This is a genomic window from Mangrovivirga halotolerans, assembly GCF_026241165.1.
GTDB classification, from domain to species: Bacteria; Bacteroidota; Bacteroidia; order Cytophagales; family Cyclobacteriaceae; genus Mangrovivirga; species Mangrovivirga halotolerans.
On record NZ_JAPFQN010000003.1, the window covers coordinates 243,686 to 259,753 of the forward strand.

Genomic DNA, 16,068 nt, shown 5'->3' on the forward strand with positions numbered 1-16,068 from the left:
TTGAAAATGAATATTTTATGCAAATGAAAGTAAAATTCCTGTCATTTTTTTAAATTTATAGATTGCGGTGTGATAATTTTTTCTTTTAAAAAGAGATTTATAATATGAAGGTAGTGATATTTAAAAAGAGTAACCTGGCAATAAAGATCTTCTTAATGTTTTTGTTGGTAATTGGTCTTTCTTGTACGGATGAGGGGCCATCAAAACCTGTTATTGATGGAGATCCGATAAGTGTTTGGGTATATGAGACTATGAATGAAGTGTATTTATGGGAAGACCTCATTCCTTCAGAAATAGATCTGAATAAAAACCCTGAAGCAGTTTTTAATGAAATACTATATAGTGGAGATAGATTTTCTTTTTTAACAAACGATTATGCGGGCTTAATAAACTCTTTAGAGGGTGTGTCTCAGGAAGCAGGATATGAATTCCAATTGTTGAGGGTAGATGAAAGTAGTACTGATATTGTAGCACTTATTCTTTATACCAAACAAGGGTCTCCAGCCCGAATGGAAGGCCTAAGACGTGGAGATGTTATCACGGCTATAAATGGTACGGCTCTTACCACATCCAACTATCTGGATCTTATTTCTCAAATATCTGAAACTCATACAATTTCATACCGCAGTTACGATGAAGGTATAGGTAGTTATGTCGATCAGAATGATTTAACATTATCGACCACTGTGGTGTCAGAAAATCCAAATTTCCTAGATAGTGTATATACTTTGTCTAATGGACAGAAAATGGGATATTTCGTTTATCACTTTTTCAGTCCGGGCCCAGGGTCTACAGACCAATATGATATTGAAATGGATGATATTTTTGCAAAGTTTAAAGCAGAAGGTATTGAAAATTTAGTTTTGGATCTGAGATATAATAGTGGAGGATCGATTTCTTCAGCACAGCTTCTAGCTAGTTTAATTGCACCTGGGGTTACATCAAATGATATTCTTTACAAAAATGTATGGAATGATCTTTATATGGACTATATCCAGGGGCTGGAAGACGGAGATGAAATTCTAAATGGCAGATTTCAGGATAGAACTAATAATATCGGGAATAGCCTTTCAGGTCAGACACTATATGTACTGGTTGGAAATCGAACTGCCTCAGCAAGTGAATTAATTATCAATGGGTTAAGGCCTTATATGAATGTTGTAATAATAGGGGAATCAACTGTTGGGAAAAATGTAGGATCTATTCCTATTCAAGATGAAAATAGTTCGTATGGAATGTTGCCAATAGTTTTTCAAATATTTAATGCCAATAACCAGTCTGATTATGAACAAGGGTTTACTCCTGATTTTGAGGTGGATGAATTTGCTTCAAGGATGGTGCAATTTGGTAGCCTGGATGACCCGTTACTAAGTACCGCATATAATTTGATAATTGGTGAACCAGGTAGAATTGCTCCCTTTGGTAAGAAGTTTGAAGGTGAGTTAATTCAGTCTTCAATTGAAAATAAAGTCTGGTCTAACAGGTTGATTTTTGATAAGCCCATCAAGTAGAAATTATAATTAAATTTCACAAAACGGAAGGTCTCTTGTATAAACAGGAGGCCTTTTTACAGATATCCTTTTCAATGAGTTTTACAATCGAATTATTATTAAATTACTAATAGAGCCCAATACTTTATCCTTGATCCATGAATGTTACCGATAAGAAAAATTTTGAAGGAGACAGAATTTTCAAATTAATTGCTGAAAGTTCCATGGATGCGATAATTGTAATGAATAATAAGATCGAAGAAGAATCAGAGTTAAAGATAGAATATGCTAATCCGGCATATCTGGAATTGACTGGATATTCTATGGAAGAAGTACAGGGAGCATCACCGAAAATATTAAAAGGCCAAAAAACCTCTCAAAAAACTCTGGATATTTTAAGAGAGCAGATGTTAGAAGGTAAAGTTTTTAAAGGAAAACTTATTAGTTATAAAAAGAATAAAGAGGAATTTATTAATGAGTGGACTGTCAATCCGGTATTTAATTCAAAAGGAGAAATTATAAAGTATTTTGCAATAATCAGGGATGTGACGCAAGAGGAGAAAAGGAAACAAAAATTAATTGAAAGAGAAAAAATTCATCGTTCCATCCTTGAAAAAATGCCAATAGGGATTGCTGTTTTTGTAGATGATAAAGTTGAATTGTTTAATAAAAGAGCTTCAAGTATCTTTAAATGGCCCGAAGATAAATTGGTTCATACTGATTTCAGGAAGTTTATTAAAGAAAGTGACAAAGACCAGGTAAGAAATATACTTTCAATCCTTTATAAGGGCAATCTAGAATCTTTTGGGCCTAATATAATCTCAGCTTTAGACATAAACGGGAACGATATTGAGTTACAAGCATCTTTTACTCGAACCACCTTTAAAGATCAACCAGCCATTATGGTAAGCTTTATCGATGTAACTGTTTATAATCAATTATTAAAGGAGCAGCAAACTCTTCAGGAGATGATCCTGGATATTGATGATCAAATCTTTTTCATAGATAAGGATTCTGGCGTTGTTATGTACTCGAATCCGTCAGCTCATATTGATTTAAACATGAGCCTTGAAGAACTTCATAATAAAAAAATCACAGAAATTCTCGCTAATGATACGGAAGAAAGATTGTTTTTAGTTCAAAAAGAAGATTTTTTGGTGTCAGATAAACGGAGTGTTTCATTTGAAACAAAGTTTAAAAGAAAAAATGGCTCTATATACCCTGTTAAGATAATATTAAGAAAAGTCAAAAGTGATCCTCAACTACTATTAATAACGGTTGTTAATATTTCCGATTTATTAAGTTGGAATAAACGAATCGCACTGACCCGATTAGTCAATGATACTCTGATAGAACATCAAAATGAAGAGAATGTGGTTTCAGAGGTATTGAAAATTATTTGTAATGAATTAAATTTTGAGATTGGATTAATATGGGAACTGGATAATTTTGAAGCCTTTGAAAATAAGTTTTCCTATTATGTTGATGATGCCGTATTTGATGTCGTAAAAAAGTTGCCAGATCATCTGGAATTTAGAGATGCTGGTGTACTATATAGGTTATTATTATTTAACTCAACTTTATTTCTTAACACTCCATTAAATCAAGAAGATGAATTCGGCGCGATCAATGAATTAGTTGAACGTACTAATGCTAAAACATTAATTGGGGTACCAATTACAATTAGTAGTGAAGATTTTGGTGTAGTAACTTTCCTTTCAAAAGAAAAACAGGTTTTCGATGAAGAACTCGCTCAACTATTGACGAATACTGGTATTCAGATCGCTCAGTTTATCAGGATGAAAAACCTTGAAAAAAATCTCATGGAATTGATTGGTGAAAAGGATGTTTTATTGAAAGAGATTCACCACAGAGTGAAAAATAATTTACAGACTGTCAGTAGTTTATTGTTTTTAAAATCAACTGAAATTGAAGATGAAAAATTAAAGCAATTTTTTACAGATAGTAAGAACAGAATTGAGGCAATATCCTTGATCCACGAAAAGTTATTTCATACAAAAGAATACAATTTTATTAATCTTAAAGAATATCTTGAAGGATTAATTTTAAATCTTAGAAAGTCGAATTTAAATACAACTTGTCATGTTAACCTGATAACTGAAATAGATTCGGTTATAGTCTCTACAGATATGGCCATGAACTTTGGATTACTTATTAATGAGATAGTTACAAATTCATTTCAACATGCTTTTCCAGGTAGAGATGAAGGTAAAATAAACGTTAGTTTAGATAAAAAAGACAATAAGATAGAGCTAAATATTCATGATGATGGGGTCGGATTTGAAAAGGATAACATACATGAATCCATGGGCATAGAATTAATAAAAATGTTTGCTCAACAATTACGGGGAGAATTAAATATAGATTCTATTCCCGGAGATGGGGTTTTTTACCATTTAGAAGTCGATATAAATGAATAATTATAAAATACTTATAATTGAAGATGCACAGATTATAGCACTTCATTTAAAAACTTTATTGAGTAATGTTGAAAATTATGAAATAAAAACAGCCTCAAATAGTATTGAAGCGTTTGATATTTTCGAAAGTTTTAAGCCCGACCTTGTCATAGCAGATATTATGCTGGATGATGGTGATGATGGTGTTGAAACAGTGAGGGAATTACAATCAAAATATCATCTTGCTGTAATCTATTTAACAGCATTGACTGATCGTGGTACTGTCGAAAGAGCAAAAACTACTCATCCATATGGATATTTAATGAAACCATTTCAGGAAAGCCAGGTGCTAACAACTGTCGAAATGGCATTAAATAAATATTCTCTCGAATTAAAGTTAAAAAACAGTGAGAGACAATTTCACGCTGCATTTAGTGCTATTTCTGATGCAATGATGGTATTAGGGCTTGATAATGATATAATTTTTTCAAACAGATCAGCTGGCACTTTTAGATGCTCAAATGGAGAGGATGATAACCTTTTTAATTTTATTCAACTGGAAGATGAAAGTGAAAAACTACTGAAAAATAAATTAAAGATTGCGAAACGTAATACTCAAACTTTGCCTTTAGAATTACTTGAGGTAAACACTTCAGGAGGGAAAAAATGTTTTATCGGTGAAGGAATGATCTCACCTATCACAAACACAAAGAATGAGGTGATAAATATTGTGATTTCGTTCAGAGATATTACCAAAAAGATAGAAGACAAAAAAAAGAAAGAGGAGATAGAAAGAAAAAGACTTACCTATGTGATTGAAGGGCAGGAAATGGAAAAACATAGAATAGCGAGAGACATACATGATGGTTTAGGTCAGATGTTAAATGCTATAAAATTGAATTTAAAATATATTCTGGAGGGGGAAGATAAAAAGAAATCCATTGAAACTTTAAATTCGTTAATAGAAGAAGCTATTCAGGAAACCAGCAGGATCTCAAATAATATTTTACCCTCTAAAGTAAAAGATTTTGATCTGGCTTCGTTACTTAATGGATTAGTAAATTCGAGAATTGAAAGTTTAAATATGCATTTTGATGCAACTGAGGTTGATAATGATAAAATCACAATTCATCAAAAGATCAATATCTATCGAATAGTCCAGGAGGCAATTTCGAATACTATTAAACACTCTGAAGCTGAAAACTTTTATGTTCAAATGCATGAAAATAATGATCATATAACCATAACGATAGAAGATGATGGAAAAGGGTTTGATTTGAAAAAGCTCGATGATAAGTTATTATCAGGCCATAATGGTTTGCAAAATATGCGAGACAGGGTTAATATAATGAAGGGTTCGATAGAAATAGAATCCCAGGCAGGTAAAGGGATGAATATCCTGTTTTCAATTCCATATGAAGAATAATATAAAATATGTCAACTAAACTATTACTTGTAGATGATCATTCTCTTATAAGAGTTGGAATAATATCTATTTTGAAGGAAAAGGGCGGTGATTTTGAAATAATTGAAGCTAATAGCGGAGAAGAGGCTGTGAAAAAATATATTGATCAGATGCCGGATGTTACCGTCATGGATATTTCCATGGAGGGGATTAATGGTATGGAAGCAGCATCTGAAATATTAGAAAGAAATGAAAATGCATTAATAATTATCCTTTCCATGTACCTGGATCGTGACTATATTTTAAAAAGTATGGAAATTGGTGTTAAAGGATATGTACTCAAAAATGAGGGCAACGAAATAGGAGAAGCTGTAAAGACAGTTCTTGATGGAGGAGAATACTTCAGTTCCAGTGTAAAAGAAGTATTATTAAAAGAATACACCTCAGGTATCAGGTCTAAGAAAAAGGAAAAAGAATTTTCTCTGACAAAAAGAGAAAAAGAAATACTAAAGCTTGTGGTAGAAGGGGAAACCAGCCAGGAAATTGCAGATAAACTTTTCATCAGTGTTCGAACAGTCGATACACACCGGGCAAATATTATGAAAAAATTGAAAGTGAATAATTCAATATCGCTAATAAATAAAGTGAATAAATTGAAGCTGGTTTAAAAGTAAGGAAATACAGTTTATTTATCCTTATCAATGATTTTTTTAGATTTTGACAATATTCTGTTTTAAGTAGAATTACCTACATTATATAATGTGATAACCGTAGAGAAATTACATTTTTTTGCTTATTGATTCGGTCTGAATAGCAGTCTACTTTTGTAAAAGATGTTTAAATCATCTGATTTTTTTTATTAGAATTTAAAGACTCTATTTTTTAGATACAATTTTTTAAGCATATGTCACAAAACGGGAAATCAACTTCAACTTCGAAGACAAAGGTTAGTACTTCGAAGGCAACAACAGCCTCCATAGAATTTAATGATATTGATATTCTGCAAGTAATGCAGGGGACCATTGTATCTGTGGTTATTACTAATGTCAAAGGAGAAATTCAGTTTTTTAATAAGGCTGCAGAAAAATTATGGGGATATAAGAGTAGTGAGGTAATTGGCAAAAATGTAAAGGTTCTAACCCCTCCTGAGATCCAGAAAGAACACGATCAGTATCTGGAAAGATATTCCAAAACAGGTAAGAGAAATGTTATGGGTGGTTCTCGTGAAGTTAAAGCCATGACCAAGGACGGTGAATTAGTAGATATACTGCTTTCTTTGAGTGAAGCTGAAACTAACGGAGAGAAAGTATATACTTCTTTTATTTTTAATATCACCGATAAGAAGAAGCTGGAGCAAGACATTCAGGAGCAGATCGAGGAGATGAGTGCTCAGGAAGAAGAGCTTCGCCAGAATATGGAAGAAATGACAGCCACCCAGGAAGAAATGGCTCGTCGCCAGGTAGAAATGGACGGACAGATTAGTGCAATAAACTCTACTTCTGCTTTTATCGAATTCAAACCAGATGGCACTATAATTAAGGCAAATGAAATTTTTCTTAAGGCATTAAAATATGATCTTAATGAGATCGTAGGTGAGCACCACAAGATTTTTTGTGAAAAAGAATATGTAAACTCCATCCAGTACGAAAAATTCTGGAGAGATCTGGGTAAAGGGATTCCTCAAACAGGTGAATTTAAAAGAATTGCTTCTGATGGTAGTGAAGTATGGATTCTTGCCAATTACACTCCAGTTATAGATGATGGAGGCTCTGTTATTAAGGTGATTAAGCTTGCTACTGATATTACCAAAACGAAGCTTGAAAATGCAAATTATGAAGGTCAGCTTGATGCCATAAATAAATCTCAGGCAGTAATTGAGTTTACTTTAGGTGGTGAAGTGATCAAGGCTAATGACAATTTTTTGCAAACTGTAGGATATACTCTTGATGAGATCGAGGGAAAGCATCATAGTATGTTTGTAACTAATGAAATCAAGAACAGTGAGGCTTACCAAAAATTTTGGAGTGAGCTGAGAAATGGCCAATATCAGGCTGGAGAATTCAAAAGGTTAAACAAGCAAGGGAATGAGGTATGGCTTCAGGCATCTTACAATCCGATCATGGATTTAAATGGGCAGCCTTATAAAATTGTTAAATATGCATCTAATATTTCTGCCCAGAAAAAAGCTGAGAAACAAGCCGAAACAGAAAGAATTAGAAACTTTAAAACCCTTGAGCAAGCTGTTGATTCAGTTATAACTATTAACTCCAATAAAGAGATTACATTTATCAACCCGGCAGCCGAAAGGATGTTTGGTTTCTCTTCCGATGAGGTAATAGGACAGAATGTTAAAGTTCTGGTTCCGATGGAACATAGGGGAAATCATGACAGATATGTAGATTCTAATCTTAAAACCGGTGAAAAGAAGGTGATTGGATTAGGTCGTGATCTTGAGATGTCGAGAAAAGACGGTTCCAGATTCTGGGGTAATTTATCCCTTAGTAAAGTTGAGGTTGATGGTGAGATTCAATATACAGCTTTTATAAAAGATATTACTCAGACAAAGCATAATGAATTCGCTTATGAAAAAGTGATTTCAGCAATTACAAAGATCAATGAAGGAGACTTTGAATTTAATATTGATCTTTCCGGGTTAAATGTTCAGGAGTCGGTACAAAATGTCGTTTCTGATATGGCTAACCTGAGAAATAACTTAAAAGCAATCATTTCAGAGGTAAATCATGTAGTGAAAGAAGCCGGTGAGGAGGGGAATTTAAATGCTCGCTTAAAGCTTGATGAAACTAAAGGAAGTTGGAAATCACTTACTGATTCGATAAATATCTTATTGCAAAACATTGCTGAGCCTGTATTGGAGTTTAATACGATTATCTCTAAGATGTCGCAAGGTGATCTGAGCCAGTCTTTCCAGATGAATACCAAAGGTGACCTGAAGAATATGGCCGATTCATTGAATACTGCAATCGACAATCTGAACGTATTGATTAAGTCTATAGAACTTAATTCATCCATTGTTGCAGAAACATCCAGGCTTTCACTGGATAAATCTGACAGCATGAAAAATAACACCAATGAAATGGCCTCAGCAATAGCACAAATGGCAAAAGGTGCTCAGGACCAGGCACAAAGAACTGATGAGTCTGCGATACTCGTTGAAGGTGTGCTAAAGTCTGCGGGAGAGATGGAATCTAAATCTGGTGTGATCTACAGTGCCGCTGAAAAAGGTGTAAAGAGTTGCGATGAAGGACTGAGTATTATCAACAAGCTCGTTGCGAATATGAATGAGATCGATACTTCAGCCGGACTGACTTCAGAGTCAATCAAGATTCTTACCAATCGTGCAGAAGAAATAGGTAGAACTTTGAACGTCATTACAGATATAGCTGCTCAGACAAATCTTCTTGCATTAAATGCAGCGATAGAAGCTGCAAGGGCCGGTGATGCGGGTAGAGGATTTGCAGTGGTCGCGGAAGAGATTCGCAAGCTTGCAGAAGATTCAAGAAAGTCAGCGGTGGATATTGAAAAGATTATCACCGATGTACAGAAAGATACGAACTCAGCCAGCAAGGCAATTGAAACGATGACTTCAAATGTAAAAGATGGGTCAGGCGCTACTTTAAATGCGGAAAGAATCTTCAGAGAAATTGCTGAATCTAATGAAGAAACGCTTAATCTAAGTAAAGAGATTAAAGAAGCATCCGGAACACAGAGAAATTCTATAGACAGTGTATCTAAAAATATTGAGCAGATAGTCGTTGTAGCAGAAGAAACTGCAGCGGGTACTGAAGAGCTCGCAACTTCATCTCAGGAATTAAATAATAGCATGGAAGAGGTGGCTAAAAGTAGTAATAAACTAACCAATGTTGCTAAAGACCTTGAGAATGGGGTAAATAAATTTAAACTAAAATAAGATCGTCATGTCAGAAGTAACACAAAAGGATAAACAGAATCCCGGTGGAAAAGATGAGCTTGAAAATGTTCAACGAAAGCAACTGATAGTATTTCGACAAGGCGATAGCGAATACGCCCTGAGCATAGACCAAATCAAAGAAGTTGTTATTACACCAAGGATTACTAAAATGCCACAAACTCCTTCTTTTGTAAAAGGAGTAGCAAATATCAGAGGTAATATCATTGCAATTCTTGATCTCGAAGAAAAATTCGGGATCAAGGATGAAGGTGAACCGGTTAAAGGAGCCCATGATTTATCAACGGATAAGAACTTCACTCTTGTAATAGAGAGTGAGGATTACAAAATGGGAGTGTTAGTAAAAGAAGTCCCTAATACCTTATCTGTACCGGTTACGGCTATCGAAGAAGGAGTGAATATAGTCCATGATTCTTCAGTAGAGCAAAATTATATCAATGGAATAGTTAAATATGATGATCGGCTCATAGTATTAATAAATGTGCTTAAAGTCATCAATCAATCTGAAAAAAACCTTATCAACAAAGTAGCTAACTAAATCTAAGTAGAATTATGTCTAAACGAGTACTAATTGTCGATGATTCGCTGTACATGAGAACTGTGATCAGAGATGTTCTTGAAGCAGAGGGGTTTACAATTGTAGCCGAAGCTTCAAACGGTGAGGAGGCTATTGATTTTGCCTTTGAATATGAGCCTGATTATATCACACTTGATAATATTTTACCAGATATGATCGGAACTGATATACTCAAAGTTTTCAAAGATGAAGGGATAAATGCAAAAGTAATTATGATCAGTGCAGTGGGACAGGATTCAGTAGTAAACACTGGTATAAGGCTGGGAGCTGTCGATTACATTATTAAGCCTTTTACCAACAAGCAATTACTTGAAGCAATGAGAAAAGCCGGATAAAATGGTAAAGGCTGTTGTGGTCGATGATTCAGGATTAATGAGGATACTGATCTCCGACATTCTTCGTTCGGATGGAAGGATCAAGGTAGTGGGTACAGCCAGTAATGGTCTTGATGGCTTGAATAAAGTGCTCGATACTAATCCTGATGTGGTTATCACCGATATGTTAATGCCTTCGCATGATGGCTTGTTCCTTGTAAAGGAAGTAATGAAGAAGCAGCCAACACCAGTAATCTTGTTAAGTTCTCTGGAAAGAACCAACGAAAAGATATTTGATGCTCTTGAAGCTGGGGCTTTTGAATTTATTGATAAACCAGTAAACGGAGCTGCATTTAGTTCTGATTATCCTTTAAATGAATTGGTAATTCAGGCCACAAAAAGTAAGCATAATTTAGATCCGAAGGTAAAAACAAGGCAGAATAATAATCTGCATACCTTCGATGATAAATTAAATTATGACATAGTTTGTATCGGAGCTTCGACAGGAGGTCCCGGAGCACTTGAAATTTTATTAAAAAGAATACCGGCTAATTTTCCTTTGCCAATAGTGATTGCTCAACATATGCCTGAGCGGTTCATCAGATCTTTCGTAATGCGACTAAATAAAATTGCACCATTGAAGATCTCTTTAGCTAAGAAAGGAGAAGCGCCGGTACCGGGAAATGTATACCTGGCTCCTGGTAATTCTAATTTGTCGTTAGTCAGGTCCAGGATCAATGGAATACCTGTTTTTTCCAGCTCTAAGAGACAATTTGAGGAGTTTAATAATCCTTCAGTCGATTGTTTATTTACTTCTGCAGCAGAAGTGTATGGGGCAAGGTGTATTGGTGTTATTCTTACGGGTATGGGTAAAGATGGCTATGATGGATCAACCATGATTCGGAATAAAAAAGGACTTGTTATTGCTCAGGATCAGGATAGTTCAGTGGTATATGGAATGCCGGGAATGGTTGTTAATAACAGGATTGCAAAATATACGGTTGGCATTAGTGAAATGGCCAGTTTTTTAACCGGGTGTTTATAACTTTTTGATATCAAATGAAAGAAAAAGAAGACGAATACAAACAACTCTTTATGGGGGAAGGGCTTGAACAACATGAAGCTCTAAATAATCTTCTGACAGAATTGGAAAAAAATCCTGAAGAGGGTTCAATAGTTGACGAAATATTCAGAATCACTCATACTTTAAAAGGGAATGCCTCAGGAATGGGATTTTCAGACATTGCATCTCTGGCTCATACACTTGAGGATTTGTTTGGTGCGATCAAACACGGAGAATTTAAACTTAATAATAAAATATTTGAAGCTGTTTTTAAGGCCCTGGATGTAATGGGAAATCAATTGTCTTCATTGAAAGATAATAAAAAAGTTAGTTTCAGGGGTATTAAGACCAAAATTGATGTATTAATAAGGGAATCAAAAAACAATTGCGAATCAAAAGAGGAATCCAAAAGGAAGGATAATTCTTCTAAGCAACCAGCAGAAGAAAATCAAGCAGTAATAAATGATCCTTCTACGGACTTAGATGATGCCCAATCTTTTTTAGATCAGGATGAATTTATTATTACTGATAAGTCTCTTCCGGAAGAGAAAGAAGTTGAGGTGAGAAAAATCGATCCTGAAATCAATAAAGTTACTTTTTCAGATCTTGTACAAGTTCCTGTAGGTAAGTTGGATAATTTATTAAACCTGGTAGGTGAACTTATTATTGAGCGTGATCGAATTACTACATCATTGGTAGGTACTGAAGGTGCAAACAATAACGAATTCAGTCGGTTAAAACGGATTTCTTCAGATCTTCAATATTCTGTAATGAATGTACGCCTAGTTCAGGTTGGATTTTTATTTAATAAATTCAAGCGAGTAGTCAGGGACGCATCGATTAGTGAAAATAAGAACGTAGATCTTCAGATTGAAGGTGAAAGTACTGAGATCGATAGAAATATTTTACAGATAATCAGTGATTCTCTAATACACCTTATCAGAAATTCAATCAGTCATGGTATAGAGCAGCCCGAGGAAAGACAAGCGGCCGGTAAATCTCAAAGGGGGATAATTAATCTAAGATCTTACAATGATAATGATGGTGTTATTATCGAAATTGAGGATGATGGTAAGGGTATAGACATTGAAAAAGTAAAGTTAAAAGCACTTAGTAAGGGGCTTGTAACAAAAGAAATGTTATCATTAATGAATGATAATGAAGTAGTTATGTTAATCTTTGAGCCTGGTTTTTCTACCAGTGATAATGTTTCTTCGTTATCTGGTCGGGGAGTTGGTATGGATGTAGTTAAAAAGGCCACAGACTCTATTGGTGGACAAATCAATATCGATACTACGAAAGGAAAAGGCACCTTGATTACCTTAAAGCTCCCTTCTTCCATGGCAGTGAAAGGAACATTACTCTTTCAGCTTGGGGATCAGGAATATGCGATACCACTTTCCTACACGGAAGCTGTAGTTTCTTATAGCAAGTCAGATTTGTATAAGATTAGTAATGGAATTGTTGCTTCCCATCTGGGAAAAACTATTTCTGTGGTGTTCTTAAAAGATCTATTTGAGACAGGCGGAACATTAAGACAGAGAATTTTTAATAGTTATAGTGAGTTACAAAAAGATGATAAAATAGATATTATCATTGTAACTTATAATGGCAGAACTATTGGGATGGTAGTCGACAAACTTCTTCAACAAAAAGAAATCATTGAGAAGCCACTTTCAAAACCTTTAGATAATGTAGACTTTATTAGTGGTGTTACGATACTGGGTAATGGTAATGTATGCCCGGTATTAAATATTTCTACAATAACTAATTCGATTTTTAACATGAGTCTTTCAAATCAGTAACAGAGACTTATATATCAGACTGGAGAAATGAGTGAAAGATTTAAAGAAATTGTAAATACAGGTTTAGATAAGGCAGCCAAAGCTCTCTCTTTGATGATCAAAAGAAAAGTGAAAGTTGTGGATTTCAGGATCAGGGTAGGAGTAGGCGATGAAAAGGTATTTATATCAGATAAACTAAATAAGGGTGATCAAATTTTAATTACACCTTTGATCGGAGATAGCAACGGAAAGAGTTTTTTAATATTTAATGAATATACTGCAGGTTTAATCACCGCTCTTTGCCATTCAGGTCACGAAAATGTCCTTGATAAAAATGCAGTAGAAAATATTTTACTAGAGATTGACAATATACTTTCAGCAACATTTATTACTGAAATATCCAATCAGTTAGACATTTCGATATTTGGTGATGTCCCGAAAATAACTGTTCAAGAAGAATTGGAGGCAGATACTGAAACTGATGTCTTCATTTATATAGAATCTATACTTGATATTGAAAAAGATGATATGGCTAAAGCATCTTTTTTATGGATGTTGGACAGAGATTTACTTAAAAAAGTATCATAAAATATTCAGTCGATTAATATATCAATTATGAAAGTTACCCAGGCTGAGATCAATTCATTTACTGAAGTGTTATATGCCAAGTATGGCTTTGATTTTACTTGTTACGAGCCACAGTCTTTAAATCGCAGAATTAACCGTGTTTTACATGTACTCGGTTATAATACAATCCATGATCTTTGGACCGATATGCTCCAGAAACCATCTATGGTTTACAAATTCATGGATGAAGTTAGTGTGGAATTAACAGCTATGTTCAGAGACCCGGTAATGTGGAGCAGATTAAGAAGTGTATTATATAACGAATTTAAAGCAAAACAAAATCTGAAAATCTGGATCGCTGGATGTTCTACAGGAGAAGAAGTGTATACATTAGCAATAGTGCTATATGAGATGGGTATGCTGGAACAGGTTCAAATATTGGCGACTGATATGAATAATAAAGCCCTTGAGGTAGCCAGGTCAGGCATCTATCACGAACTGAAGATCATCGAATATGAGAAAAACTACAGAGAATATAATAAATTCGGTACATTCGGGAGGTACTTTAAAAAAAACTCCCCACACGTATTAATGCGATCTGATCTTCTTAAAAATACACTTTTTAAATATCACAACCTGGTTACTGATAAATCAGATTCAGACTTTGATCTGATTTTATGCAGAAATGTAATGATCTATTTTGATGCCGAAACAAAATCTAAAATGGTCAAAAATTTTCATCGCCACATTAACGATGGAGGGTATTTAATAACTGGTTTTTTCGACTCAATTTTTTGTGAAGAAAACCAGGGTTTATTCAATAATGAACTTTCAGGATTTAGAATGTTTAAAAAATCACCTTTCATGAGAGTTAACAGGTCTAATCTATCAGCCTGACAGATTTTATTTGATTTTTTTAATATATATTAAACAATTTCAGTGGTTCTCAGTTTCTTCTATGTTGATTGTTTTAAAGGGGAGCCGTCTCATTAATTTTTTTCAACATTTTTTAAAACTAATAGTAGTTTTTGCCAATAACTGCGCTACCAGAGTAGAGGTAATTAATGCTATTAGAAAAGCGTATTATGGTTTAATTTTTTTACTGAATTTTATATACCTATGTTATCACATTTAGTTTATTTAAGCAAAAGAACACCTAATTGTACCAATGAGGAAATTGATAAAATCCTTCAATCCTGTAATAAAAATAATAAGGAATTTGACCTTACTGGGGTATTATTATATTCTGATAAGCAATTTGTACAGTATTTAGAGGGAGAGTACAATGAAATATTTGGATTATATGATAAGATTAAAGATGATCCAAGACATAATCAAATTGTTCTAATTACAAGTGGACCAATAGAAAACAGGGCTTTTCCAAGTTGGCAAATGGGAGCTAAAAAGATGGACTTTGATTCTATAGAGTTTCAAACTTATATGTCTCCTAGTGAACAAGCAGACTTTAAAAAAATATTGGAAGGGCAGGAGAATAATAATGCCCTTACTTTAGTTAAAAAATTCTTTAAGTAATATTAATTATTTTTCTGGTAGCTTACTTAAAAGATGATTATTCCCTTTATCAGATTTGTGTTATTTAATTCATGTAATTTCTAACATAATCTGGTAAAGGCTTATTGTCAAATTACATCATACCTTAGTAATAAAGCAACAAATATTTCAGCTTATTACATGCTTCAGACTGTGATCAAAACCATATTCATTGCCTGTTTTAAATAAGTGGGAAATAGCCGCTAAATGCCCAAACATAAATGAAGGAGTAATAAAACCAAAAAGCCAGACATAAGGGAAATATAATATGCCACTGGCAGATTGCTTATATATAAAGGTCTGGAAAGGAGAGGGCAGAGCAAAAAGGACTACGACAAATAATTGGATCAGGGAATAAAGAGCAAGGATATTCCATAAGATCATCATATAAATACTAAGTGTTTTTTTCTGATAACCATAATAAAATATTGCTGGTGCACTTAATCCTGCCAAAATATCAAAATTTAACCCCAGAAACGTTATTGACTGCGGTACCAATTTATAGAAATACAATCCTGCCAGAATAAATGCTATGGGTAATCTTAAAGATTGCATTAACGTCAGCCATTTTAACTCGAAACCTTTAAGCATTTTTTTTCCTCTCGGTGTAAATAAATAAATACAAATGGGTACAAACGGGGGTAAGAATAAGAAAAGAATATGAAAGGTGAGCTTTTTTATTGAATCGATATAAAATTCATAATAGCCCGCTATTCCCTGCATAAAAAGACCGAAAATAAGACTTGCCAGGATAAGTTTATTACCCTTCGAGGTTTTGTACAAAAATAGTAGTACTGCTGTTGTTATTGCAATAAATGATATATTGAATGCTATTGGTAATTTATCGATCATATAAATAGCACTTTATCTTTAAAATAATTTAGTTAAATTAACGAGTAATTCAAAATTCGAGAGATCATTCAGAAACAATTAAGTAATCAGCATATTTTT

At 33.9% G+C, this 16,068-nt stretch carries 13 protein-coding genes; 12 read left to right on the forward strand and 1 reads right to left on the reverse strand.

Annotated elements, in window-relative coordinates; all coding sequences use genetic code 11:
* Nucleotides 1-104 precede the first annotated feature (104 nt).
* The 12 genes from OO013_RS04935 (at nucleotide 105) to OO013_RS04990 (ending at nucleotide 15,099) form a co-directional block, all read left to right on the forward strand.
* Nucleotides 105-1,511 carry a S41 family peptidase gene (locus tag OO013_RS04935; RefSeq protein WP_266055572.1) on the forward strand — a complete coding sequence of 469 codons (1,407 nt, stop codon included), beginning with the start codon at nucleotides 105-107 and terminating at the stop codon, nucleotides 1,509-1,511.
* A gap of 137 nt (nucleotides 1,512-1,648) precedes the next feature.
* Nucleotides 1,649-3,931: a PAS domain S-box protein gene (locus OO013_RS04940; protein WP_266055573.1), complete on the forward strand. Its 2,283-nt coding sequence runs from the start codon at nucleotides 1,649-1,651 to the stop codon at nucleotides 3,929-3,931.
* On the forward strand, nucleotides 3,924-5,336 hold the full coding sequence (locus tag OO013_RS04945) for a response regulator (protein ID WP_266055574.1): 1,413 nt from the start codon (nucleotides 3,924-3,926) through the stop codon (nucleotides 5,334-5,336). The genes OO013_RS04940 and OO013_RS04945 overlap by 8 nt, the downstream gene beginning before the upstream one ends.
* Before the next feature lie 8 nt (nucleotides 5,337-5,344).
* The gene (locus OO013_RS04950; RefSeq protein ID WP_266055575.1) at nucleotides 5,345-5,983 is read left to right on the forward strand and encodes a LuxR C-terminal-related transcriptional regulator; all 639 of its coding nucleotides are present in this window, start codon (nucleotides 5,345-5,347) and stop codon (nucleotides 5,981-5,983) included.
* Nucleotides 5,984-6,219: 236 nt separating this feature from the next.
* The gene (locus OO013_RS04955) at nucleotides 6,220-9,243 is read left to right on the forward strand and encodes a methyl-accepting chemotaxis protein (RefSeq protein ID WP_266055576.1); all 3,024 of its coding nucleotides are present in this window, start codon (nucleotides 6,220-6,222) and stop codon (nucleotides 9,241-9,243) included.
* A 7-nt stretch (nucleotides 9,244-9,250) separates the two neighbouring features.
* Nucleotides 9,251-9,799 carry a chemotaxis protein CheW gene (locus OO013_RS04960; RefSeq protein WP_266055577.1) on the forward strand — a complete coding sequence of 183 codons (549 nt, stop codon included), beginning with the start codon at nucleotides 9,251-9,253 and terminating at the stop codon, nucleotides 9,797-9,799.
* Between the two features lie 14 nt (nucleotides 9,800-9,813).
* Nucleotides 9,814-10,173: a response regulator gene (locus OO013_RS04965; RefSeq protein ID WP_266055578.1), complete on the forward strand. Its 360-nt coding sequence runs from the start codon at nucleotides 9,814-9,816 to the stop codon at nucleotides 10,171-10,173.
* A 1-nt stretch (nucleotide 10,174) separates the two neighbouring features.
* Nucleotides 10,175-11,197: a chemotaxis-specific protein-glutamate methyltransferase CheB gene (cheB, locus tag OO013_RS04970; RefSeq protein WP_266055579.1), complete on the forward strand. Its 1,023-nt coding sequence runs from the start codon at nucleotides 10,175-10,177 to the stop codon at nucleotides 11,195-11,197.
* Between the two features lie 14 nt (nucleotides 11,198-11,211).
* Nucleotides 11,212-13,020 carry a chemotaxis protein CheA gene (locus OO013_RS04975; RefSeq protein ID WP_266055580.1) on the forward strand — a complete coding sequence of 603 codons (1,809 nt, stop codon included), beginning with the start codon at nucleotides 11,212-11,214 and terminating at the stop codon, nucleotides 13,018-13,020.
* Between the two features lie 27 nt (nucleotides 13,021-13,047).
* On the forward strand, nucleotides 13,048-13,587 hold the full coding sequence (locus OO013_RS04980; RefSeq protein WP_266055581.1) for a hypothetical protein: 540 nt from the start codon (nucleotides 13,048-13,050) through the stop codon (nucleotides 13,585-13,587).
* 27 nt (nucleotides 13,588-13,614) lie between these two features.
* On the forward strand, nucleotides 13,615-14,463 hold the full coding sequence (locus OO013_RS04985; RefSeq protein ID WP_266055582.1) for a CheR family methyltransferase: 849 nt from the start codon (nucleotides 13,615-13,617) through the stop codon (nucleotides 14,461-14,463).
* A 222-nt stretch (nucleotides 14,464-14,685) separates the two neighbouring features.
* A complete protein-coding gene (locus OO013_RS04990; protein ID WP_266055583.1) occupies nucleotides 14,686-15,099 on the forward strand; it encodes a BLUF domain-containing protein in 414 nt (137 codons plus the stop codon).
* 147 nt (nucleotides 15,100-15,246) lie between these two features.
* Here OO013_RS04990 and OO013_RS04995 read toward each other — a convergent pair whose 3' ends face one another.
* Nucleotides 15,247-15,969 (reverse strand): hypothetical protein, encoded by a 723-nt coding sequence (locus OO013_RS04995; protein WP_266055584.1) that lies wholly within the window; start codon nucleotides 15,967-15,969, stop codon nucleotides 15,247-15,249.
* Between the last annotated feature and the right edge of the window lie 99 nt (nucleotides 15,970-16,068).

Coding starts and splice junctions, on each gene's coding strand:
- OO013_RS04935 (WP_266055572.1), top strand. CDS start 105: ATGAAGGTAGTGATATTTAAAAAGAGTAACCTGGCAATAAAGATCTTC.
- OO013_RS04940 (WP_266055573.1), top strand. CDS start 1,649: ATGAATGTTACCGATAAGAAAAATTTTGAAGGAGACAGAATTTTCAAA.
- OO013_RS04945 (WP_266055574.1), top strand. CDS start 3,924: ATGAATAATTATAAAATACTTATAATTGAAGATGCACAGATTATAGCA.
- OO013_RS04950 (WP_266055575.1), top strand. CDS start 5,345: ATGTCAACTAAACTATTACTTGTAGATGATCATTCTCTTATAAGAGTT.
- OO013_RS04955 (WP_266055576.1), top strand. CDS start 6,220: ATGTCACAAAACGGGAAATCAACTTCAACTTCGAAGACAAAGGTTAGT.
- OO013_RS04960 (WP_266055577.1), top strand. CDS start 9,251: ATGTCAGAAGTAACACAAAAGGATAAACAGAATCCCGGTGGAAAAGAT.
- OO013_RS04965 (WP_266055578.1), top strand. CDS start 9,814: ATGTCTAAACGAGTACTAATTGTCGATGATTCGCTGTACATGAGAACT.
- cheB (WP_266055579.1), top strand. CDS start 10,175: ATGGTAAAGGCTGTTGTGGTCGATGATTCAGGATTAATGAGGATACTG.
- OO013_RS04975 (WP_266055580.1), top strand. CDS start 11,212: ATGAAAGAAAAAGAAGACGAATACAAACAACTCTTTATGGGGGAAGGG.
- OO013_RS04980 (WP_266055581.1), top strand. CDS start 13,048: ATGAGTGAAAGATTTAAAGAAATTGTAAATACAGGTTTAGATAAGGCA.
- OO013_RS04985 (WP_266055582.1), top strand. CDS start 13,615: ATGAAAGTTACCCAGGCTGAGATCAATTCATTTACTGAAGTGTTATAT.
- OO013_RS04990 (WP_266055583.1), top strand. CDS start 14,686: ATGTTATCACATTTAGTTTATTTAAGCAAAAGAACACCTAATTGTACC.
- OO013_RS04995 (WP_266055584.1), bottom strand. CDS start 15,969: ATGATCGATAAATTACCAATAGCATTCAATATATCATTTATTGCAATA.